At 42.8% G+C, this 23,760-nt stretch carries 25 protein-coding genes; 3 read left to right on the forward strand and 22 right to left on the reverse strand.

Annotated elements, in window-relative coordinates; genetic code table 11:
* Positions 1-3,538 (reverse strand): Rib/alpha-like domain-containing protein (locus PS3_RS03310; protein ID WP_040468006.1); only part of this gene is annotated, 3,538 nt, incomplete at its 3' end.
* A gap of 272 nt (positions 3,539-3,810) precedes the next feature.
* Between PS3_RS03310 and PS3_RS10585 the strand changes: the two genes are divergently transcribed.
* The 3 genes from PS3_RS10585 (at position 3,811) to PS3_RS03320 (ending at position 5,664) form a co-directional block, all read left to right on the forward strand.
* Entirely contained in the window at positions 3,811-4,179 is a 369-nt protein-coding gene (locus PS3_RS10585) for a DMT family transporter (protein ID WP_235719981.1), read from the forward strand.
* A gap of 2 nt (positions 4,180-4,181) precedes the next feature.
* The gene (locus PS3_RS10590) at positions 4,182-4,697 is read left to right on the forward strand and encodes a DMT family transporter (RefSeq protein WP_235719982.1); all 516 of its coding nucleotides are present in this window, start codon (positions 4,182-4,184) and stop codon (positions 4,695-4,697) included.
* A gap of 82 nt (positions 4,698-4,779) precedes the next feature.
* Positions 4,780-5,664: a glycosyltransferase family 2 protein gene (locus PS3_RS03320; protein ID WP_007122057.1), complete on the forward strand. Its 885-nt coding sequence runs from the start codon at positions 4,780-4,782 to the stop codon at positions 5,662-5,664.
* 34 nt (positions 5,665-5,698) lie between these two features.
* Here PS3_RS03320 and PS3_RS03325 read toward each other — a convergent pair whose 3' ends face one another.
* The 21 genes from PS3_RS03325 to PS3_RS03425 all read right to left on the reverse strand — a co-directional run bounded on the left by PS3_RS03325 (position 5,699) and on the right by PS3_RS03425 (position 23,753).
* Positions 5,699-6,526: a helix-turn-helix domain-containing protein gene (locus PS3_RS03325; RefSeq protein ID WP_040468007.1), complete on the reverse strand. Its 828-nt coding sequence runs from the start codon at positions 6,524-6,526 to the stop codon at positions 5,699-5,701.
* An 18-nt stretch (positions 6,527-6,544) separates the two neighbouring features.
* A complete protein-coding gene (locus PS3_RS09755) occupies positions 6,545-7,390 on the reverse strand; it encodes a helix-turn-helix domain-containing protein (protein WP_007122058.1) in 846 nt (281 codons plus the stop codon).
* 187 nt (positions 7,391-7,577) lie between these two features.
* Entirely contained in the window at positions 7,578-8,711 is a 1,134-nt protein-coding gene (locus PS3_RS03335) for a D-alanine--D-alanine ligase family protein (RefSeq protein WP_007122059.1), read from the reverse strand.
* A 60-nt stretch (positions 8,712-8,771) separates the two neighbouring features.
* A complete protein-coding gene (locus PS3_RS03340) occupies positions 8,772-9,746 on the reverse strand; it encodes a DUF2785 domain-containing protein (RefSeq protein WP_007122060.1) in 975 nt (324 codons plus the stop codon).
* Positions 9,747-9,816: 70 nt separating this feature from the next.
* Positions 9,817-10,116: a biotin/lipoyl attachment domain-containing protein gene (locus PS3_RS03345; protein WP_040468008.1), complete on the reverse strand. Its 300-nt coding sequence runs from the start codon at positions 10,114-10,116 to the stop codon at positions 9,817-9,819.
* Entirely contained in the window at positions 10,113-11,291 is a 1,179-nt protein-coding gene (locus PS3_RS03350; RefSeq protein ID WP_007122061.1) for an FtsW/RodA/SpoVE family cell cycle protein, read from the reverse strand. Before PS3_RS03350 ends, PS3_RS03345 begins: the two co-directional genes overlap by 4 nt.
* A 23-nt stretch (positions 11,292-11,314) precedes the next feature.
* Positions 11,315-11,536, reverse strand: a complete 222-nt coding sequence (locus tag PS3_RS03355) for a DUF2969 domain-containing protein (RefSeq protein ID WP_040468009.1) — start codon at positions 11,534-11,536, stop codon at positions 11,315-11,317.
* Positions 11,536-11,787: a membrane protein insertion efficiency factor YidD gene (gene yidD, locus PS3_RS03360; protein WP_040468010.1), complete on the reverse strand. Its 252-nt coding sequence runs from the start codon at positions 11,785-11,787 to the stop codon at positions 11,536-11,538. The genes PS3_RS03355 and yidD overlap by 1 nt, the downstream gene beginning before the upstream one ends.
* A gap of 51 nt (positions 11,788-11,838) precedes the next feature.
* On the reverse strand, positions 11,839-12,063 hold the full coding sequence (locus PS3_RS03365) for a DUF1146 domain-containing protein (protein ID WP_040468011.1): 225 nt from the start codon (positions 12,061-12,063) through the stop codon (positions 11,839-11,841).
* A gap of 63 nt (positions 12,064-12,126) precedes the next feature.
* On the reverse strand, positions 12,127-12,555 hold the full coding sequence (locus PS3_RS03370) for a F0F1 ATP synthase subunit epsilon (protein ID WP_007122062.1): 429 nt from the start codon (positions 12,553-12,555) through the stop codon (positions 12,127-12,129).
* Positions 12,556-12,566: 11 nt separating this feature from the next.
* Positions 12,567-13,982 carry a F0F1 ATP synthase subunit beta gene (gene atpD / locus PS3_RS03375; protein ID WP_007122063.1) on the reverse strand — a complete coding sequence of 472 codons (1,416 nt, stop codon included), beginning with the start codon at positions 13,980-13,982 and terminating at the stop codon, positions 12,567-12,569.
* A gap of 15 nt (positions 13,983-13,997) precedes the next feature.
* On the reverse strand, positions 13,998-14,921 hold the full coding sequence (locus PS3_RS03380) for a F0F1 ATP synthase subunit gamma (RefSeq protein ID WP_007122064.1): 924 nt from the start codon (positions 14,919-14,921) through the stop codon (positions 13,998-14,000).
* 31 nt (positions 14,922-14,952) lie between these two features.
* Complete coding sequence (atpA, locus tag PS3_RS03385; protein ID WP_007122065.1) at positions 14,953-16,485, reverse strand: F0F1 ATP synthase subunit alpha; 1,533 nt, start codon at positions 16,483-16,485, stop codon at positions 14,953-14,955.
* Positions 16,486-16,514: 29 nt separating this feature from the next.
* Complete coding sequence (gene atpH / locus PS3_RS03390) at positions 16,515-17,057, reverse strand: ATP synthase F1 subunit delta (RefSeq protein WP_007122066.1); 543 nt, start codon at positions 17,055-17,057, stop codon at positions 16,515-16,517.
* Positions 17,047-17,556, reverse strand: coding sequence for a F0F1 ATP synthase subunit B (atpF, locus tag PS3_RS03395; RefSeq protein WP_007122067.1), 510 nt, complete (start codon positions 17,554-17,556; stop codon positions 17,047-17,049). Before atpF ends, atpH begins: the two co-directional genes overlap by 11 nt.
* 43 nt (positions 17,557-17,599) lie before the next feature.
* Complete coding sequence (gene atpE, locus PS3_RS03400) at positions 17,600-17,812, reverse strand: F0F1 ATP synthase subunit C (protein ID WP_040468012.1); 213 nt, start codon at positions 17,810-17,812, stop codon at positions 17,600-17,602.
* A gap of 30 nt (positions 17,813-17,842) precedes the next feature.
* On the reverse strand, positions 17,843-18,553 hold the full coding sequence (gene atpB / locus PS3_RS03405; protein ID WP_007122068.1) for a F0F1 ATP synthase subunit A: 711 nt from the start codon (positions 18,551-18,553) through the stop codon (positions 17,843-17,845).
* 263 nt (positions 18,554-18,816) lie between these two features.
* Positions 18,817-19,587: a YibE/F family protein gene (locus tag PS3_RS03410; RefSeq protein ID WP_040468013.1), complete on the reverse strand. Its 771-nt coding sequence runs from the start codon at positions 19,585-19,587 to the stop codon at positions 18,817-18,819.
* Positions 19,566-20,696, reverse strand: coding sequence for a YibE/F family protein (locus tag PS3_RS03415; RefSeq protein WP_007122069.1), 1,131 nt, complete (start codon positions 20,694-20,696; stop codon positions 19,566-19,568). The genes PS3_RS03410 and PS3_RS03415 overlap by 22 nt, the downstream gene beginning before the upstream one ends.
* 130 nt (positions 20,697-20,826) lie before the next feature.
* The gene (gene pgmB / locus PS3_RS03420; protein ID WP_007122070.1) at positions 20,827-21,489 is read right to left on the reverse strand and encodes a beta-phosphoglucomutase; all 663 of its coding nucleotides are present in this window, start codon (positions 21,487-21,489) and stop codon (positions 20,827-20,829) included.
* Between the two features lie 11 nt (positions 21,490-21,500).
* Positions 21,501-23,753 carry a glycoside hydrolase family 65 protein gene (locus PS3_RS03425; protein ID WP_007122071.1) on the reverse strand — a complete coding sequence of 751 codons (2,253 nt, stop codon included), beginning with the start codon at positions 23,751-23,753 and terminating at the stop codon, positions 21,501-21,503.
* Positions 23,754-23,760: the final 7 nt, after the last annotated feature.

Genomic DNA, 23,760 nt, shown 5'->3' on the forward strand with positions numbered 1-23,760 from the left:
GATCTTGCGATCCATCTGGGTAAGTAACCGTAACTGGAACTTCTACCGTTCCTGGCGTCTTGCCATCTGGCAAGGTTGATGGATCATCCACCGTAACTGTCGCGTTCTTAGCTACATCATCATCTGGCGTAATCTTAACGGCGTTAGTAACATCATCAGCGGTCGTTGCTTCACCGTATGGTTTTGTCACGTCGCCACCTTGGGCGTCATGAGTTGCGGCTTCATTGTCCGTCACTGTGATCTTAGCATCAACCTTATCCGTAGAACCATCAGAGTAAGTAACTGTGACTGGCACTGTGTATTCACCAGGAGCTTGGTCAACAGATGGTGCCGCAGTTAAAGCACCGGTGGTTGGGTCAACGGTTACAAATGGGGCATTGCTGTTATCGACTGAGTAGGTAGCACCTTCTGGAGTCCCATTCGTAAAGGTTGGGTTAGTCGTTACCGTTTGACCAGCTGGAACAGTCGTGTCAGCGTATGCTGGTTCATTCGTCTCAGCTTGGGTCTTGTTGTCAGCAGGCGTCTTAGTCCCAACCGACACAACTTCATTCACTGGATCAGATTGGGTCGTCGTTGAGGTTGGTGTCAATTCACCCGTAGTTGGATCAACCGTGTATGTCGTCGTAGTTGTCTTCGTTCCGTCTTGACCTGGGGTCTTAACGACTTCTTGACCTTGTTCTAAAGTAGGGTCGTCTTCTTTAACGGTTTCGTACGGGATCGTTTCTGTAGTAGTGGTTGGCTTGGTCCCAACTGAAATAACCGCATCCGTTGCTGGCGTTGAGCTAGTGGTTGAAGTCCCATCAGTCAATGCACCCGTATTTGGATCAACATTTTGCGTCGTTGTGGTCGTCGTTGAACCATTTTGACCTTCAGTAACCACTGTTTGTACCCCAGCGTCCTTAGTTGGGTCCGCCGTGTATGTCGTCGTGTATGGCACCGTCGTGGTCGTCACCTTATCTGGAGCTGGTACCACGGTAACAGTTGCATTAACCACTTCACTCGTGCCATCTGGGTATGTAACCGTGACTGGCACCGTGTAATCACCGGCAGTTGCATCATCATTGGCTGTAGCGGTGATTGCTCCTGTCGTTGGATCAACCGTGACCGTTCCTGGGAAGCTAGTATCACCAGTAGTAAAGGTAGTGCCACTAGGTACCGTTACCGTATTACCATCCTTATCAGTAAAGGTTGGTGCTGGGAAGTCAACTGAGTCTCCCGCTTTAACGTACTTGTGACCATCATTGTCATAAACTGGCGTGTAATCAGCCGCTTGGTTCGTCACGTGGACTGTGGCAGTCACTTGGTCAGTGGAACCATCTGCATAAGTAACGGTCACTGGTACTTCATAGTCGCCAGAAGCTTGATCAGCACTAGGTGTATATACAATTTCACCAGTTGTTGGATCAAGAGTTGCCCAGGCTGAAGCAGATGAGCTGTTAGCATCAGTTGCTGAAGAAGTAAAGGTCGTCCCTTCTGGTAAGGTAACAGTATTACCTTCTTTATCAGTAAAGGTTGGAGTAACTGAAGCAGTTTGTCCAGCGGCCACTGTTTGGTCGGCATAGTTTGGTTCATACTTCTTAGCATCCGTGGTCTTAACCATGAAGGAGTCAGCAGCTACCGTCACCGTTCCTTCAACTAAGGATGCGGTAAAGACAGTTCCTTCTGGAATGGCTTCATCGAAAGTATATGATTGACCATCCGCTGTCGTGACCGTCTTCCCGTCAGCTGAAATAGTTAAGTTCGCTAAAGAGCCATCATTAATGCTAGAAACTGGCACGCTTAATGAGAAGCTACTGTCATTAGAGGACGTCCATTTAATTGAGTCATCTAAAGCTGAGAGTTGTCCACTTCCTGAAGCAGAATAGTCACTTAACTTAACGTTGGCCGTATCACCATAGGAAGCTGGATTATTAGTTGTATCATAGTTCGTGATATCAAGGTTCACAATTGTATTTGGTACCACCGCAAAGTTAACGTTGTACCAAGATGGTGAATTAAAAGCAATTGCATTATAAGCCGGAACTATTTGAGCACTAAGCGATGAAGTCCCCGTTGCACTTGGTGACCGGAAAAGAGTCGTGGTGTATGGTGAATAAGCGGTCACTACATTACCGTTCTTATCCATCACAAACATGTAAATGGCTTCATGTTGATTGGCCGCGCTAGTGATGGCGTCCGAAGAAAAGGCTAAAGAGTATTGACCATTTGAGTCGGTCGTTGTTTTAACCGTTTCTGCGATGTATTCGGGATGGGCTTCTAAGAGTTCTTTTGCCGCAGCAGCTTGTAAACTGTTATCTAACGATGATACTGAATTCTTGTATGCAGTCGCCCCTTCTTCGGTCAAGACTGATGCCACCACCGTATAGCCACTAGCCACACCATCACCCATGGCAGGATTATAGTTTGGACCAGTCCCAGAATTAGTTAAATCACCAGCCGTCGATTCTAACCAAACTCGTCCAGAGATGGAAAACCCAGCTGAAGTGGTCCCATCGGTGGTCTTAGCACCAGCAACTGCCGGAGTACTTAAGGTCCCTTGATCATAGGTCTTCCACTGGTCAGCAGAAGTAGTCATGTATGAAACCCCATTGTCACCTTGGTTGGTAACCCCTTCTGGTAATTCGTACATGAAGACAGCCGTCCGTTGCATGTTCGTACCAGCCAATGGGAATTGACCTAGGTTCGATGTGGTAAATGAATTAACCCATGAGCCAGCGTAAAAACCACCAGCTTGCCGGAACATCGTTAAGGTATTTCCATCAGCCGCCTTAGTATCCACGACCCATAAACGGTAGTATTGACCAGCGGTGGCATTATAAACGTGCACCTTGCCGTTGGCATCGGTCCAGCCATCTTTGACGACATTTCCTTTAGAAGAGCTACTCAAATTAAAGGCATATAAACCGGCCCCACCTTGTCCAGCTGAGGTTCCAATATTACTGTGAGTAGTTGCCACATAGATTGGTGAAATAGCCCCATCAGTATCCATCCATTGCATGTAGACCTTGGTCCCATCAGGAGCATCCGTCATCCCATTGGACATCGTGGAGTAAGTCCCATAATCAGCAATGTAAACGTGTCCTGATAGGGTATGTGCGGCGTTGGTCAAATCCGTTTCGGAAGTGATGTAGCCTTGATCAATCGCATCAGCAGAAATCGCTTGATCTAGATCGTTAGTAGCAACATCAGAGGATGCTGAAGAAGTACTTGATGAGTCAGCGGCACTGGAAGCATCATTCGCACTAGACGAAGTAGTTGCAGATGTTGGCGTAACCGCAACTGCACTCGTCGTAGTCGCTGAAGTCGCACTAGCACTGCTGGTTGACGCATCACTAGCAGGGGTCGTATCAGTCGTCGTTGCAGTCGTATCAGTCGTATCGGCATGTGCGACGGTCTCGTTATGATTAACTACCCCGAAACCAAATCCAATCCCTAATAAGACAGAAGCTACCCCAATGTTTAACTTCCGTAACGAAAAACTGAAGTGAGTCCGATTCATTTTTTCGTCATATAGGTGATTGTTATTCTTAGAAACCATATCTGGCCCTCCTTTAATAAATTAATATAACAATTTATATAACTATTTTAACAATTATGATATATTTAGCAACATATTATTCCGTATTTATTCCGGGAATGGTTAAAATAATTTCATATTTATCTATTTATATGACGCTAAAATGCCGATAAATTAATGTTCTTTTAATAATTAGGTATGCGGGCAAAAAAATTATCCCTTGATAATCTTTCAAATCCACGGTCATCAAAATTTGTTAGAATATTGCTAGAGCATCAAGGGAGGACATCACGATGTCAAAGCAACAGGCCAAACTTGGCTTAATTTGTGTGGCCCTATTATGGGGAATTTCATATCTTTTGGATCAATTAGCAATTAATGCTGAGATGCATTCCAGTATGATTAATGCCTGGCGTGGCGGCTTATGCGCCCTTACCGGTCTAGTCATCTTTCATCGGCAACTCAAACACTTAACGGCCTATGACCTGCGCGTGGGGATTATTTCAGGAATCATCAGTTTTCTCGGTTATTATTTTCAAACTGATGCCTTACGCTATACGACGCCCGCTAAAAACGCCTTTATCACTTCTTTATACGTCATCATTGCTCCCTTTATTATTTGGGCCATCTGGCGTGAACGCCCCAACGTAAAGAGTGGCTAGCGATGCTAATCGCGATCTTCGGCACCGCTTTTATCTCGGGTCTATCTTTGACGGATCTACATTTGCAAAGCGTTGATCTATTATCCTTAATCGGAGCCATTTTTTGGGCTGGGCAATTGATTGTCTTTGGTCGTTACGCAGGCAAAGCTTCCAGTCCTTGGGTGGTGATCACCTTAATCGGCCTGGTGGAGTTTTTCGTGGGCACCATTTGTACCTGCCTATTTGAACGTGCAACCTTTCACCAAATCGACTGGCTAGCGGCCATCATTCCTTTAGCGATTTTAGCAATCGGGATAACTTTTATTGCCCAAGGGTTACAAATTATTAGTCAACGACAGGTCGACCCCGCCACCGCTGGCTTAATCCTAATTACCGAATCACTTTTCGCGGGGCTCTTCTCCGTTCTATTCGGCTTTGACAAACTCACTAGCCATTTAATCATCGGCGGAAGCCTACTAATTTTAGCCAACATCGTAATGCAACTGGATCTGGTTCACTTAAGAAAAATAAAACATTAATTATTTAGCAGAAATTAAATAGGATCATGATAAACTAGAACTTATCATGATCCTATTTTGGTAGGTAGAAAGGTTTATTCAAATGTTAATTAGTATTATTGCTCCAGTATATAATGTAGCGCCATATTTTACTGAATTTGTTAATAGTGTCCGTCACCAAACTATTCCTGATTTTGAACTCATCTTGATTGATGATGGTTCGAACGATGGTTCAAGTGAAATGTGCGATCAATTTGCTCAAGAAGATGACCGCATTAAAGTCGTTCACCAAGCCAATCGCGGAGCGTCCGCCGCTCGCAATCATGGGCTTAAACTGATGACTGGTGACTATGTCACCTTTGTCGATAGCGATGACGTCTTAGACGAAGATTATTTGCAAATACTTTATGATCACTTAATCAGTCACCACGCTGACATTGCTGTTACCAATTATAAGGTCTTTCATCAAGCTAACGATTGTTTTTACTACTATTTAACGGATGGTGATCTCTATACAAGGGACCTTACCCCAAAAGAAGCTTGTGAATATCAATCGAACTGGGATTCCAACTCCTCGATCTTTATTGTCCCTTTCTGCAAACTCTTCAAGGCTGAATTATTAGAGTACTTCCAGTTTCCGGAGGGCATGATTTTTGAGGATGAGGCCAGCATTCATCGGCTCTTTATGAAAGCTCACAAGATCGTCTTAATCAACGAAAATCATTATATCTATCGACAAGGAATTCCCAGTGTCATGACCAGTCAAATGGACGATAAACGCGTAGAGGACCTGATCAAATGTTTTCAAATTAAATTGACTGACTTTGTGATGGCCGGCTATGACTATATTCCTACTCGAAACCGTTTTGAAAGAATTTTACTAGATTATCAACGGATCTTTGAAGCCAACCAGCTAACTGATAGTCACGGTTACCACCTAATTCAAGAAATGTTGCTCTTTGGTAGTCAATATCATGGCGCCAGATAAGAAAACTCCCAGCAGATCTGCTGGGAGTTTTTTCTTAATTGAACTGATCTAACTGTTGTTGAACATAGGTCTGATGATTCAAATCAGCTAGCTGTTGAGCGGTCTTAAAATCAGCTTGAGACTCTTCTTCTTTTTTCAAGGCCCGTTCCACTTGGGCTTTAATTAAGAACAGACCACTCATCGGATATAAAGAATCTAATTCACGGGCAGTCTCACAAGCTACCTTGATCATTTCTAAGGCCCGACCTGGCTTTTGCATTTCTAACATCGATGAAGCCAACCCAGCATACAAGATCACTTTCCAATAACTGGTCCTTAAAGTAACATTCCGCAATGATTGATAAATATTATCAAAAATCCCATCGGCATACCGGTGGTCTTCATTGACCAGATAGGTCAAGCCATTGCCGTACATTACTAAGGGAATATAGGTCGAAAAGTCAGCCTGATAGGCTTGACCAAGTAAATTCTGGAATTCAAATGTAGCCTCTTTATTCTTTCCCGCACGCAATTTAGCTAAACCAGAGTAGACTTGATAAACAAATTGTTCTTCTTTACTGGTCAGGTCATCAAAAATAATGTTTCCCATCGCCGTTTCGACTTGATCAACTTCCCCCACCATTAATTCTTTGGCTAATTGATCTAAGTTTTGTTGCATGGTTTGGTGATCATAAACAATCACTTGCCCAATCGGAATCTGCAAACGATCACAGATCTTAGTAAGGGTCGAGCTCTTAGGGAGTCGATTTTCTTTTTCAATCAAACTAATGGTCGCTTGGGAACAAATTCCGGCTGCTAATTCAATTTGGGATAGTCCTAATGACTTCCGAATTTTCTTTACTTCTTCACCTTTGATATACATGGTTTAATCTCACTTTATTTAGTCTTTAATTGAATCGAGAAGTGCTGCGGTTTCTTTCAATTCTACTTGATCTTTGAGGACCTTGGCAAAACTATTGGCAATCGTGATATTTTCTCGCGCTAACTGGGAATCGCCTTGCGATAAATTAACTTGCCCCATTACATGGTAGGCCTTGCCTAAAGGAGATAATTGCCGCTTATTCAAGGCTACCTTAATGATTGCTTGACATACTTGTAAGGATTTATCCGGCTGATTCAATTCTAGTTGTAATTGCGCCACAGAAATCGCTAGCCAAAAGCCATAATTCCGATGACGTGCGCCTTCCATGAAATGGGTCAAATCCTTCATAGATCGATCCACCATTTCTTGCGCCTTGTCAAGGTCACCCTTTCGCGAATAAGCCGCGGCAAAGCCATAATAAACTGCCGGCCAATAATCTTGACGACTGCTATTAACTGATAATTGAGTTAACACTAAGCCCAAATTATAAATAGCATCATCATAATTTCCCTGACGTAATTCTTTAAAACCCATCAGGTAATAATAGCGGGTTAAATCATCGCCATCCAGGCTATTGGAATCGATCTCCTCAAGCAGATGATTTACCTCGCCCAATTTATTTTGATACATGGAATTCGTAATTTGTTCAAGTAAACCATTATCTAATCGGTCGACCACTAAAATTGCGCTAAGGGGAACATCTAAGCGATCAACTAATTGATTCAAAATCTCCAGTTTTGGAATCCGATTACTATTTTCAATCAAACTAATGGTCGCTTGGGTACAAATCCCTTCTGATAAATCGATTTGTGACAGACCCCTCTCACGACGAATCTCCCGAAACTTAGCACCATTCAATTCCATCTCTTTTGCTCCTTACTATCAATCCCTATGGATTATCAAATATATATTAGCATAGCCAATTATATTAGGTAAGCAAATATTAATTACCTTCATAATAATAAAACAAATTCTAACACCTGTCCTTGGGAGATTGCTAGTAATTAATCTGGACCAAATAAAAAACAGTCCGCAGACTGTTTTTTATTTGCTAATTGTAGATCTTCCTCCCGACGTGTTCCTCGCCCAGGGATTGGAAATCATAGCGAAGTTGATTTTGATGATTGAATTCTTCAATTCCAAGTTCAATCAGCCGATCAATTAATTCGGAGTAAGAAATCCCTGAAACATTCCACATCTGTGGATATAAGGAAATGTTAGTGAAGCCTGGGAGCGTGTTTGGTTCACTTAGATATGGGACGTCATTTTCATCAACTAAGAAATCCATCCGACACATCCCCTTCATTTCCAATGCTTGATAAGCATCCAAGGCCATTTGCGTGATTTCTTTTTGTAAAGGTTCAGCTACAATGACTGGTAGGTCAAAAACGACGCCACTGGCATCAACGAATTTGTTGTTGTAGTCATAGAAATCATCGCCTTCTGGGATTCGTAACCCACCAAGTTTGGAAGCAATTGGCTGATCATTCCCCAAAATCGAAATTTCAATTTCTCGTGGATTCGGCACTGCTTCTTCAATCAGGACCTTGTAATCATAAGTCAGAGCATCCGTCAGGGCAGCTTGATATTCTTCGGCATTGCGTACCTTATGAATTCCAACTGAGGAACCTTGTTTAGCTGGTTTCACAAAAACCAGGTCTCCTAATTCAGCCTTAACTTGGTCCCAGCCATAGCTTGCTTGGTTATCAGGAGTAACCAAAATGTATTTGGTATTCCGAATGCCGGCTTGATTTAAAATCCGTTTAGTTAATTCCTTATCAAAAGCCATAGCACTAGCGGCAATCCCTGAGCCAACATAAGGTTTCTTTAAGAGCCGGAATAAGCCTTGCACAGTCCCATCTTCACCTAAATTCCCGTGAATCACCGGATAGAAAAAGTCAATTTCTGGGACTTCGTTTAAGGCCGCAATTGGCGCTAAAGGTGAATTTAAATCCATCTTTGCATACGCTTCTTTAACGACCTGATCTTCTGGTTCACCATCAAAAATACGTTGTGATGATTGATGATCAAGCAAAATGCCATCTTTGGTAAACATGAACAGCGAGACATCATACTTGTCCCTATCCATCCCGTCAAAAATATTATGGGCTGACCGTTTGGATACGTCATGTTCTGAGGAGTTACCGCCGAATAACAGAGCAATGTGTAATTTCTTGTCCGTCATGGTTGTACCTTCTTTCAATTTTATTTATTACGCGTTTCCAGAAACTTCATTATAGCATATTTACTCATTTTGGTCATCCTGCTCCAAAATGACCTTACCAATCTGTTCTGGTAAATCATTAACCATCAACAAGCATTGCATTAAACGCCGATAATTAAAAATTTGGTGCCAGTTACCCGCATTTTGCGGGCGGCCGGCTCGTAAACGAAGCCGCCAATTCCGTAATGCTAATAAGAAATAACGCCGATAGACCTGATGTTGATTCATTAAATTTACCAGGTAGTCAGCCAACTGCTCATTTTCACCCATAATTAATGGTGTCGTTAAGCGAGAATAATTAGCCAGTAATAATGCCATCAAACTGACCTTATCCCCGCGAACCAATTCTTCGCGTTGGGATAGTTCTCCTAGGACATTGGCCAATTCTGCATACATATGGGCCCAGCCTTGCTCACCAACAAAGCCGCGGGTATCTTTTTCCATTACTAGGATTATCGACACTAAATCAACTAGCCGATCCACTTCATACTCTTGTAAAAAGAAATAGCCGGCCCGATCAGCATAGAGCAAACTTGCTAAAGCCGATAAAGCCGTTGCGCGACCAAATACAGCACGATTTTTAGGTTCGTCGATATGCGCTAATAAAATGTCATTTTGTGCTAGATAATGAAAACTCAAGCGTAATTGATCGTTAGTCAAGAGATCATTCGCTAAGAGGGCATTGAAGATCATGAGACAGCCGTTCAGCCGAATAGCTGGATCATCGACTTTAAAATGATCTAACAGACTTAAGAGCCAAACGTCACTAACTTGATCCAATTGGTCATCTTGCAATTTTTTATACATCTGCCTTAACTCATCATAAAAGGCCGCATCATCTTCAACCGTCGCAATTGGCGTTCGCGGATGACGTGGAGTTTGCTCGATGAGGTCCCCTGCAAGGCGGTCTAATTGTTTAAAAATCTGTCCATTCGCCGTCGCATGACGTAATTCCCGAACTTGTTGATTCAAATGTTTAATTTGCTCCTCATCCATAGGCATCCTCCTTTTAATGGAATAAGCCTTCAGAGATCGATCATACGAACTTTGAAGGCTTTTTTTCTTGTTATACCTGCGGCTTAATTTGATAAAGCCAGGTCTGATGAGTTATCTTCGGCTGCCATTGATTTAAGACTTGCTCATTTTTAGCTACAATCGTCCCACTGATGGGCAAAGTTAAATCCGTATTGGTGCTGCTCGCTTCAACTTGCAAACACGGCCAGGTAGATTGAACTTGTGCCCCCACAAGTGGACCATCAATGAAGTTGATCTTTTTTAAATAGTCCAGAGTTTCTGGTGTTAAACCAACTTCAACTACCTGGTCTCGTTCTCTTTGCCACCATGGATGGGCTAATTTTCTGGTCATGACCGTTCCTCATGATAACGCATCGATAAGATAATCCCGATTCCAATCAGGTTTCCTAGCAGCGAGGAACCCCCTGCGCTGACAAATGGTAGCGGAATCCCCGTTAATGGAAGCAAACCAATATTCATCCCGATATTTTCAAAGACATGGAACAAAATCATCATTACCACCCCTGTGGATAAGTAGGCATAAAACTCATTCCGGGTTTCAAAAATCACTCGAATCATCAAATAGATTAACAGCATGTAAATAGCAACTAAAGCAATACTGCCGATAAAGCCAAAGTTTTCACCAATCACCGTAAAGATCATATCAGATTCACGAACGGGAACGTAGACATTTGAATGATTAAAACCAGTCCCCGTCAAGCCACCAGAACCAACCGCCTTAATACTTTGCCAAAGCTGATAGCCCTGATTAGTGGTGTCTTGTTCTGGATGTAACCAGGTATCCACCCGATCAAATTGATAGGATTGAAAGCCCACCATTGTTAAGATTGAGCGACCAAAGTTACTAGTCACCATCCAAAGAGCCGAGCCTCCGATCGCGCCCACAATCGTGACACTTGGAATAATAATTCGCCAAGTAATCCCTGATACCAACACTAACCCGGCGAAAATGGCACAAAAGACTAAACTGGTCCCAAAGTCATTTTGTAAAGTCAGACTCACAATTAGCGGTAATAACCAGAGAATCATTTTCCCGATTAATTTCCAATCGGACTTGGCAGTGTGTTTGGGGTACATCGAATTATGGGTGGTAATTACCCGCCCCATCATTAAAACATAAGCTGGTTTAGCAATTTCAGATGGTTGAAAAGTAAAAGGACCGATGGCAAACCAGCTCCGGGCGCCAGTACTGATGTAGTAGGAACGACTATAGAAGATAACGACCGCAAACATCAGGAACAAACTCGCTCCATAGACGTAAGGGGCGACCTTCCAGAGCTGTTCGGCATCCATTTGCATTACCAAATAGACAACCACCGCGCCAATTACATACCATACAAATTGGGATATCACTTGCCGATAGACGGCTCCACCCGAGGTGTCATTATCAGCCGCCACATAAATCGACATGATCCCCACGATTGCCAATATCAAGACACAAAATACAATTCCCCAATCGATTGTGGCTCCCTTACGCCACTTTAAAAAGTCTATTGCACGACGCATTATGACTCCTTTCTCTTGATCGATTATTTATGTAAATGATACTCTTGCAAGATCATTGCTAATCCCTCTTCTTGGGAATGCACAAAAAATTGCGCTTGATTAGTTAGCATGGTTGCCTTGAATTTTTCCTGATCCGGTAAGATTTCACCAATCAACTGTTTCCCTATAAAAACTTGTTGAATCGGCTGATTATTCCGTTCAATATCATTAACCGTAACTTCAATTGTTTTATCTTTTTTTGACACTATTTCACCCTTTTTGCCTTCGCTGAATTGATTGTAAAATGATCAGGAACCGGATCATAACCACCAGGAACTCCGGGACGACACCGCAAGATACGGTTTAAACCCATCATGACTCCCCGGTAACCGAAGCGATCGATCGCCGTTAACATATAATTTGAACATGACGGTTCAAAACGACATACCCGATAGGGCCGTCGCAGGGATCGGTCACGCTGATAAAGTTTAATCAACAATTTAATGATCGTTAACAAGACAGCTGGGCTCCTTCTCACATGTACTCGTCATTATACCATAATATTGTACTAACGGATCGTATTCATCATCTGGTATAAGGTTTCAAAGAAACTAATACAAAATTGGGCACAGCCATAGCCAATCGCAACGGAAATTAATACCATGAAGAGTGGCCATGATGGTTGCTCTTGACGAAAGAACCGTTCTAGATGAAGTTGGCGAAGGGCTTGGAAAGTTATGAGAACCGCTCCAATTTCCACCATAAATTTAATTAATGAACTAAGCCAAGTCATTTTTATTCCCTCTAAAAATAGCCTGTGGCATAATTGCCACAGGCTATTAATTTAATATTAACTTTAAATTGGACGGTTAGTAGCCTTCAAACGGTTAATTGCCCGTTTCAAGTGAACTTCAGCCCGATCCAATTCACTCTTATTGTGGCTGGCATTAGCTTGATTAAGCATTTTCTCAGCCCGTTCCTTAGCGGATTCGGCCCGATTAATGTCAATATCTTGCGCTAATTCAGCACTATCAGCAGCAATTGTTGCGACATTATTATGGAATTCCATAAAGCCACCATTGACCGCGATAACGTCATCGGCAGCGTCGGTATCGCTATGCTTTACCGTTACCAAATCGATGCCCAAAGCTGCCACCACTGGAACGTGGTTAGCCATGACACCCATTTGGCCGCCGGCCGTCGTTACCACAACCATCGTAGCTGGTTGATCATAAACAACTCCATCAGGAGTAGAAATAGTCACCTGAAATGAATGTTCAGCCATAACTATCCCTCCTATTCTTCAACAGCCGCCTGCATACTCTTAGCTTTTGCTACCACTTCATCAATTGAACCTACCAACCGGAAGGCATCTTCTGGAAGATCATCGTACTTCCCTTCCAGAATTTCCTTGAAACCTTTGATCGTATCCTTTAATGATACATAGGCCCCTGGTTGACCAGTAAATTGTTCCGCCACACTAAAGCTTTGCGACAAGAAGAATTGGATCCGCCGAGCCCGAGCAACGACCGTCTGTTCTTCATCTGACAATTCATCCATCCCTAAGATTGAGATGATGTCTTGGAGTTCACGGTAACGTTGCAAGACGTGTTGAACTTCAGTGGCGACTTCATAGTGTTCTTCCCCAACAATTTCGGGAGTCAAAGCCGTTGAAGTCGAAGCTAATGGATCCACGGCTGGATAGATCCCCATTTGCGTTAAGGACCGTTCCAAGTTAGTCGTGGCATCCAAGTGGGCGAAAGTTGTTGCTGGTGCCGGGTCGGTATAATCATCGGCAGGCACATAAACAGCTTGAATTGAGGTGATCGAACCTTGCTTAGTTGAAGTAATCCGTTCTTGTAATTGACCCATTTCAGTTGCCAAGGTTGGTTGGTACCCAACGGCTGAAGGAATCCGACCAAGTAAGGCGGAAACTTCTGAACCGGCTTGAGTAAACCGGAAGATATTATCGATAAACAAAAGCACATCTTGACCCTTAACATCACGGAAGTATTCCGCAATCGTTAAACCAGTCAAGGCTACCCGCATCCGGGCACCAGGAGGTTCGTTCATTTGACCATAAACCATGGCCGTCTTGTCAAGAACTCCTGATTCTTTCATTTCATAATACATATCGTTACCTTCACGGGTTCGTTCACCAACCCCCGTAAAGACAGAAATCCCATTATGCCCTTGGGCAATGTTGTGAATTAGTTCTTGAATCAGAACCGTCTTACCAACACCGGCACCACCGAATAGACCGATCTTACCACCACGAACGTATGGAGCTAGGAGATCAATCACCTTGATCCCCGTTTCCAAAATTTCGGTATTGTCATTTAAGTCTTCGTATTTTGGTGCGTCACGGTGAATTGGCATCCGTTGTGCATCTGGTCCAAATTGAGGACCATTGTCAACTGTATCACCTAAGACGTTGAACACCCGACCAAGAACTTCGTCACCAACCGGAACGCTGATTGAGCCTTCGGTATTCGTAACTTCCATTCCCCGCTTTAATCCATCGGTGGCGTCCATGGCAATTGTCCGAACAACCCCGTCACCTAATTCCAAGGTAACTTCGACAGTCAAAGTTTGATCATCTGCCATTTGAATGACTAAGGCAGTGTTAATTTCAGGTAGTTTTTCATCTAAGGGGAATTCAATATCAACAACTGGTCCAATAACTTGAACAACTTTTCCAGTAGCACTCATATTGTTTCCTCCTAATTATTCTTGGGCAGTCATCCCACCAGTAATTTCAGTAATTTCGGTGGTGATGGCTGCTTGACGTGCCCGGTTATATTGCAACTGTAAGGTTGAAATAATATCATCGGCATTATCCGTCGCAGAACTCATCGCATTAGAACTAGATGAATGTTCGGACGTTTTGGCGTCCAAAATGGCCCCATAAATTAAGCTTTCTGCATATTGTGGAACAACCATTTCAACAAATTCTTCTAATGATGGTTCAATTTCATATTCTGCGGCTGGCACTGAATTTTCATCAGTACTCGTCGAAGTTTTCTCGTTCGGATCAACTAAATCATCAGCTGAAATTGGCAAGAACTTCTCCGACTTTACTTCTGTTGAAATCCGGTTAACGTAGTGACTGTATGAAATATACAATTCATCATACGCGCCATCTTGATATTTTTGTACCGCTGCGTTAACAATATGCCGTACTTCAGCATACTTTGGCACGTCACTGACACCCGTGTATTCATATACGACATCCATGCCGCGTTTTTGGAAGAAATCTAACCCTGTCCGGCCGACCGTTAAGAATTCGGTATTGGCAGCAGTTAAATTCTTTTCCCGCATCAGATCAAGGGTTGCCTTGATGACGTTACTGTTGTAACTCCCAACTAAGCCCCGATCTGAAGTGATTACAAGGATCCCAGTCTTTTTCACTTCACGTGGGTGAAAAAGGGAACTCATTCCTTTATTCCCACCCAGTGAATCAATTGCATGTGATTTCACCAGGCTCGCTAAAATTGATTTAACCTTATCGGCATAAACCTGGTAAGTCGTTGTGTGGTGTTGAATTTGGTTAAGCTTAGCAGTTGAAACCATTTGCATGGCCGCCGTAATTTGACGCGTACTCTTGGTCGATTCAATCCGCCGCTTAACAGCAGCTAGTGAAGCTGGCACTTATCCTCACCGTCCTTTCTTACCGGGTTTTTTAATCATTTTGAGCTTGACTTGCTTCAGCTGATGTTTGGAATGATTGCTTAAAGGCCTTGATTGCATCGTCTAAGGAATCATCACCAGGCAATTGGCCTGATTGGGTGATTTGATCGTAAAGGTCTTGGTGGTTACCACGCATGTAACTTGCCAATTCACTTTCAAACCGAGCAATATCATCAACTGGTACATCATCAACATAACCATGTGCCAAAGCATAGAGGGTTACAACTTGTTGTTCTACTGGTTGTGGGGCATGCAGACCTTGCTTCAATAATTCAACCGTCCGTTGACCACGCGCTAACTTAGCTTGAGTAGCCGCATCCAGATCTGAACCGAATTGCGCAAATGAGGCTAATTCGTTGTACGAAGCAATATCAAGCCGCAAAGTCCCAGAAACCTTCTTCATCGCTTTGATTTGGGCGTCACCACCGACCCGCGAAACAGAAGTCCCGGCATCAATGGCTGGCCGTTGTCCAGCATAGAACGAATCAGCGTTCAAGAAGATTTGTCCATCAGTAATGGAAATAACGTTAGTTGGAATGTAGGCCGAAACGTCCCCCGCTTGGGTTTGAATAACTGGCAAGGCCGTCATCGAACCACCACCAAGGTCGTCTGATAACCGCGCAGCCCGTTCCAACAACCGTGAGTGCGTATAGAAAATATCACCAGGGTAAGCTTCACGACCAGGTGGCCGACGAAGAATCAAGGAAAGTTCACGGTATGCATCGGCTTGCTTCGATAGATCATCATAGATAATCAAAACATCACGCCCACCAAACATGAACTCTTCACCCATCGCTGTCCCAGCATAAGGTGCAATCCAAAGCATTGGAGCTGGATTAGAAGCACTGGCTGAAACGACGATCGTGTAATCAAGGGCCCCAAACTGACGTAAGGTTTCTACTTGCGCCCGAACCGTTGATTCCTTTTGCCCAATTGCAACATAAATACAAATCATGTCTTGGTCTTTTTGATTGATGATAGTATCAATGGCAATCGAAGTCTTACCAGTCTTCCGGTCACCAATGATCAATTCACGTTGTCCCCGACCAATTGGAACTAACGCATCAATCACTTTAATCCCAGTTTGTAGTGGAACTGAAACACTCTTCCGTTCCATAACACCTGGAGCTTTATGCTCGATAGGACGAGTCTTTTCAGTCTTGATGTCACCAAGACCGTCAATTGGACGTCCTAATGGGTCAACAACCCGACCTAATAAGGCGTCACCAACGGGAACTTCCATGATCCGACCAGTCCGTTTAACTGTGTCACCTTCACGAATTCCAGTGTATTCCCCTAAAATAACGATACCAACATCGTTACTTTCGAGGTTTTGGGCCATCCCGTAGACACCATTACTAAATTCGAGCAACTCACCGGCCATGGCATTTTCCAAACCATCGGCCCGAGCAACCCCATCCCCAACATAGGTAACGGTCCCTGTCTCTTCAACGGAAATCGTTGCTTCGTAGTTGGCGAGTTGCTTCTTGATGAGTGAACTGATTTCCTCAGTTTTAATGCTCATACAAATCTCACCTCTTCAGTTTCAAATTACTAATTTAAAAGTAAACGACGTACTTGTTCAATTTGAGTGGCAATACTACCGTCCATCGTTTGATTTTCGGTTTGTACAATTACACCACCAATAATTGCTGGATCAACCTTTTCGGATAAAAGGACTTCGTTAGCCCCTAATCGTTCAGCTAAATTAGCTTTCAGTTGATTGCGCCGTGTTTCATCTAGTTGCACCGCTGTGACAACGTCAGCATGAACTCGCTTGTACTTCAAATCATACCGCCGTTCAAACTCATTGATAATTGCGACCAAGGTATCCATTCGGCCGTAATCAAACACCATTTGAATCAAGTTTGTAACTGGTTGCGATGCATCCTGTTTCAAAACTTGAAGTAATGATTCTTTTTCTTTCAAACTCAAGTTAACACCAGACAATAGGCTGGCTAAAGTTGGGTTGTCGAGAAAAACTTGACGTAAATTGGTAAGTTCTTCATAAGTTTGATCTAGTTGTCCCTGTGCATCGACTAATTCAAACATAGCTCGTGCATAGCGGTTAGCAACTGTCATCTTATTAAGACTCATGTTTTACCAACCCTTCAATATAAGAATCAATTAGTGCTTGTTGATCGTCCGCATTTAATTGTTTTTGGATAAGCTTAGAAGCAATTTCAATAGATAGATTTGCCACATCGTCTTTGGCACCACGCAAGGCGTTTTCACGCGCTTGGTCAGCATCCCGACGGGCTTGTTCTTTCAAGTTTTGGGCATCTTGTTGAGCAGTTTCAACGATTTGGGTCCGTTGACTTTCCCCACTCTTTTTAGCATCGTCAACAATCTTCGCCGCTTCGGCCTTGGTCCCCTTCAACTCTGCTTGACGTTGAGCGGCCAATTTTTCAGCTTCTTCGTGAGATTGTTGGGCTGTGTCGATATCATTAGCAATCTTGTCGGCCCGCTTTTGCATCATCTGCGTAACTGGCTTCCAAGCAAAATGCCATACCAACAATGCCAAAATGATGAATGAAACTAGATAAAAGATTTGATCCCCAACATATAGACTGTTGGATTCTGCTAGAACAAACATCTACTGATACCTCCTTTGCGAAAAGTTATTTTACAATCCTGAATTACTTGTTCATAACAAGGAAAGCAATAACGATCGCTAAGATAGGCAAGGCTTCGATCAAACCAACCCCAATGAACATAAGTGATTGAACCCGTCCAGCCATTTCTGGTTGACGTGTCATCCCATCAATCGCGTGGCCGATAACTTGTCCGTTACCAACACCCGCACCAACAGCTGCTAAACCAGCAGCAATACCTGCAGCAATTGCACCCATAGTACATATCCTCCTTAAGATATAGACAGATTATTCCCCAGAGACCTTCCGAGAAATATAAACCGATGTTAATGTTACAAAGACATAAGCTTGGATGGAGCCAATAAAGACTGAGAACCCTTGCCAAACCACTTCTAGGGCTAGGCCAATTGGCATTGTCCAGACTCCATGCGAGAACGCTACTTGTCCAATCAAGCCTAACAGCAGTTCCCCGGCATAAATATTACCGAAAATCCGCAACCCTAACGTTAAAAAGTTACTGAATTCTTCCACGATTTTGATTGGTAAAAACAATGCAAATGGCGAAACGAATTCCTTTAAATAACCTTTCATCCCGTTTTGCGCAATTCCTGCGAAATGTGACAAGGTCACACAAAGCAAGGAGAAGGTCAACGTGATGACTGGGTCAGCCGTTGGACTTTTGAGTAGTTCGTGCCCATTCCAGCCAAATTGGAAAATCAAACCAAATTGGTTGGCAACAAACAAGAAGACGAACAGGATAAAGATAAAGTAGCTATATTTAGCACTCTCCGTAGAGTTCATTTGACTCCGCGTAATCCCATTCGTGAAATCAACCACCCATTCAATCATGTTCTGGCCTTTCGTTGGCTTCATTTGTAAGTGTCGAGATAACCCGAAACAAACAAAAAACACGATACAACAAATGATTGTTCCCGAAATGATGTTCGTCCAATTGAAGGTCAGGCCGAACAACTCAAAGGTAAAAGCATCACCGCCCATTTATATCTCACCTCTTTTCTTTATAACAATAATTTGGTTGTAACGTGGCAGAGATCTTATTAAATGACATTATCTAGCGTAGTTACGTTCTCTAATATATCATTTTTATAACGAAATTTCAAAGTTATTCCAAAAGCCTTATCCCTTGCTATAAAGGGATTTACTTAATGAAAACGGTTTATTTTATGTGAAATTATTAAAACTATTTTAAGAATTTGTCGCATTCTTTGCGAAAACAAAGCTAATTACACATAAATATATTTTCAAACTTCTTTTTTACTGACCGGATGGTGACGATGTCGCCATACCATCGTCCAGGTTGCCACCGGTACCGTGATAATTACTGCTAAAAACGAAATTAACACGGCGATCATTTCTAAGACGAAAATCTTATTATTCATGATCGTTCCCAGTGAATAATCTAAACCGGCAAACCACACGAACAGTGCTAATAAGCCACCAAAAAAGCCAAAAAACAAGGTGTTAAGGGTCGTTCCAATGATTTGGTGGCCAATCTGCATGCCACTTTTAACTAATTGCTGATCGGGTGTTTCAGGATGACGATTCAAAATTTCGGCTAATCCGGCCGTAATGGCCATGGCAGCTTCAGCAATCGCGCCAAGGGTACTTAACACGGCGGTGGTAATGGCAATACTAAAAAAACTCGTGCCGATCAATAATGACATTCCTTCTAAATCATCACTATCTTCAATTCCAAAACCTTGCGCCTGGGCCCAATATTCAACCACAATGATCAAGATTAATAATAATATCATGACAACCACAGAAGCAAAAAAAGCCGCCACAGTTGTTTGCAAATCATCTTCTCCCATAAAAATGGTAATGGCTAAGATTATGATCCCGGTGGTTAAAGTAACTAATAGTGGCGGAACGTGAAAGGCAATCAAAACAATCGCCCCAAATAAAAAGCCAAAGTTAAGGATTAAGGACCAAAAGGCTATCCAACCCTGTTTACCACCGATTAGCACCATCAAGATCATTAATACTAACCCTAAGGCTGTAATTGTTGACATTTTTTACCCCGCTTTCCCAACAACAATGCTGCAAAGGCACTTACTAACGGAATTGCCAAGACGATTCCAATTCCACTCACTAAGCTTTGAACCGTCCCGAGACTCATATTCATTGCAAAGGTATATCCCCAGTTATTGCCATTTTTGATATATAGTAATGCTGAGGTAAAAGTATCCGCCATAAAAATGAGAAATAAAACGTTAATCAAGGGACCCATAATGGTTTTACCAATATTGCGTCCAGAGATAAAAAGTTGTCCGGCCGTCACCTCTGGATCAATTTCTTTCAATTCAAAGAGAGTGGCAATAATATCTGAAGATTCATCCATCACCGCCCCTAAGGACCCTAAGAGGGTTTCGGCAATAAAAATCGAGCGTGGTACTTGGGTAACGTATTCCATCGACTCAAAATAAATTCCTCGATCATGGGTCATTGCCATCACTAACAAGCTAATCAGCATGGAAACACTGGTGGCAATCACGGTAGCAAAAAAGGTGGCGAGCATCTTCTTATTGGGACCTAAAACTAGGAGCAGGCTTAAAAAACAAAATAAAACCGCGAGCACGGAGAAAATTAACAAGGCATTGTCACCCTTGGTGAGCTCGTTTAACTTTATGGCAATAATAAAGAGTACAACATTCAAAGCGACACTTAAGAGGGCGAAGAAGCCACTGGTGGTCATCATCAATAACAACAGAGCAATTACCAGCCAGGTGAGAAAAACTAATACGACGTCCCGCTTGTAACCTTTAATATAGGCTGATAATTGACCATGTTGTTTACTAATTTGGGTTAGAAAAATTTGATCACCCACCCGGTAACGTTGATCCATAGCCCCTGATTGAGAAAATTGATTTTTTACGGTTAGGGTCTGACCGCGATAACGACCATTCAGCATACGGACGGTTAAAGTTTGGTTGGTTTCACTATCCACATTTTCAAATTGATCAGTTTGTTTTTGCGGATGACCGTTCTTAACGGCGATCACTTTGGCAATGGGGGTTCGATATAAAGTTTGGTTATGCGTGACAAAAAACATCGCACCTATCCCGATGACAATCATCATGATTAACATCAGGCGATGCGCTTTTATCCAAGATAAAATCATGGGCGTGCTCCTCTAAAAAATTCCCTATTGATTGTACCGCAAGAATTATCTAAGCGAACCAACTTATCAAAATTTTAAAAAACGATCCGGTGAGCAAAACTCACCGGATCGTTGAAACCGCTATTAATTCTCATTGTAATTTAGCCTTTAAGGCCTCTAAAGAGACATCACTAGTTTGATCAAAACGAACATCCGCATTCGTTAAGTTCGTCCCGATCCCAATTGATAATTCATCCGCCGCGTTAATCGCATCCACACCGGCTTGCGCATCTTCAACACCAGCTACTTCGTCTGGGCTGAGGCCAAGTTGTTTAGCAGCTTGGATGTAGATATCAGGAGCTGGTTTACTTTGTACTAACTGAGCTGGATCAACAATATCCACAAAGTAATCACTTAGTTTCAAATACTTCAACACCTTTGGGGCGTTCTTAGAAGCTGAAGCCAAAATCAATTGATAATCAGCCGCTTTTAATTCATCTAAGAAATCTTTCATCCCTGGAAGAATATCTTCGGGAGTAAGTGTTTCAACTAAATGGAGGTAATTATCATTTTTGGCTTTGGCCAGCGCTTCTTTCTCGGCTAACGAGTAATCATTTTCATGACCGCCAGCCTTAAGAATCATTTCCAATGAATCCATCCGGCCAACACCCTTTAAGCCATCAGCCAGTTCTTGAGTCCAAGGAGTCCCCACTTGATCGGCTAATTGGTGCCATGCTTGACCATGAAAGCGGGCGGTATCAGCAATCACCCCATCTAGGTCAAAAGCAAAGCCCTTAATTTGTTCAAACTTCATTTTGACTCCTCTTATTTTAAATCAACCGTTTGACCATCTAAATCAATCGTTAATGGTTCACCAGAGATTAAATCAAGCTTCGTCCCGTTAGCATCCACCGTTACTTCAATGACCCGCCCCCGGAACTGTTGCCGGAATTGATATGAATCCCACTTCTTTGGCAAGAATGGTGCGTAATGCAATTGATCGTTGCGAATCCGCATTCCCGCAAAGCCTTGGACAATCGCTAACCACGATCCAGTCATCGAGGTAATGTGCAACCCATCTACCGTATCATTATTGTAATTGTCAAGATCCAAGCGCGAAGTCCGCTCATACATTTCAACCGCTTGATCTTCTTTATGCAAGTCGGCCGCAAGAATGGAGTGAATTGAAGCTGATAAGCTTGATTCATGTACTGTCAACGGTTCATAGAAATCAAAGTTCTTGGCCTTTTGTTCAGGCGTAAAGTCATCAATAAAGTCCCAGATTCCTTGTAAAACATCCCCTTGCTTGATGTATGGCGACCGTAAGATTTTATCCCATGACCAGTTTTGGTTTAATGGTAGGTCACTGTCAGCTAATTCACTAACTGGCTTTAAATCTTTGTTTAAGAATCCATCATTTTCTACAAAGATTCCTAATTCTTGATCTTCTGGTAGATACATTTGATCAACAATTTCTTGCCAGTGGGCCTTTTCTTCATCAGAAACTTGTAAGTCTTGGGCGACGTCGGAATCAACTTCTGCTAAGACTTCCAAAGTGTACTTAAGGGTCCATTGAGCAAGTAAATTGGTATACCAGTTATTATCAACATTGTTTTGGTATTCATCAGGTCCAGTCACCCCGGCTAACATATATTTACCAACCCGTCGGGAGTAATGTACCCGGTCCGCCCAGAAACGAGAAATTTCCGTTAAGACCTTACTACCTTCGTGTAACACGTATGACTTGTCGCCCGTGTAACGAGTGTAGTTATAGATCGCAAAAGCAATGTCCCCATTCCGGTGGATTTCTTCAAAGGTAATTTCCCATTCGTTGTGACATTCAATCCCGTTGAAGGTCACCATTGGGTATAAAGCACCTTTCAAGCCTTGTTCTTGGGCATTAACGAAGGCACCATCTAATTGGTTGTAACGATACATTAAGAGGTTTCGCGTCACGGCAGGATCAGCAACGCCTAAGTAAACCGGAATGGCAAAAGCTTCTGTATCCCAGTAGGTTGCCCCACCGTACTTTTCACCAGTAAACCCTTTTGGTCCGATATTCAACCGAGAATCATTCCCATAGTAGGTCGAGAACAATTGGAAGAGATTGAAACGGATTCCTTGTTGTGCTTCATCGTCACCGGCAATTTTAACATCGGACTTGGTCCAACGATCCGCCCATTCAGCTGTATGGGACGCTAGAAGATCATCAAAGTTAGCCTGATCTAATTCACTAGTTAGGGCATGTAACCGATCCACGATCGCTTCTTCGTCCGCAAAATCCCGTGATGAAACGAAGACAGACCGCTTTTCAAAGGTCAATTCTGTTCCAGCTGCCAAACTTTGCCGGTATACTAAACCAACTTGTTGTTCTGTCTTGACTGTGTCGACTTGATCCATCGACGTCTTGACCGAACTTTCGAACCCAACGGTAAAGCGTTCCGTTCCAAAGTTATTTTCTTTGGTAATCGCCGTCATTAATGCACGGTCACCATCAGTGGCAGTATTTAAAACGTTCCAGAATTGTTCGTCGTAATTGGCATCTTCGTTACGTACATCCGCATCAATCAAGCTGGATACTTCAACTTCTGCTGCTTGATCACCAAGATTTTTAACCGTTAGTCGTTGGCCAACTAATTCCTTAGTAGCGGCACTAATAAACCGTTCGAAGTTAAATTCAACTTGGGCACCACCAACTTCAGCCGTAAAGGAACGGGTGAGTTTTGCAGCTTGCATATCTAAATCAAGTTTGAAGTTACTTGGTGTTTGCTTGGCCAGATCTAGTTGTTCACCATTAACTTTAATCGGTAATTTAATGAAATTAACAGCATTAATGACCTTCCCAAAATACTTTGGATAACCATTCTTCCACCAACCAACCCGGGTTTTATCTGGATACCAGACACCACCTAGATAAAGTCCTTCCAGGGTATCACCAGAATAACCTTCTTCATAAAAACCACGCATCCCCAGATTTTCATTTCCTAGGCTGGTCATTGATTCTTGTAATCGCTTGTTTTCGGGATCCCATTGCGTTGTCGTAACGTGCCAGGGAGCCACTTCAAAAGTACGCTTCATATGAAAT

The sequence above is a fragment of the Limosilactobacillus gastricus PS3 genome (genome assembly GCF_000247775.1).
Lineage (GTDB): Bacteria > Bacillota > Bacilli > Lactobacillales > Lactobacillaceae > Limosilactobacillus > Limosilactobacillus gastricus_A.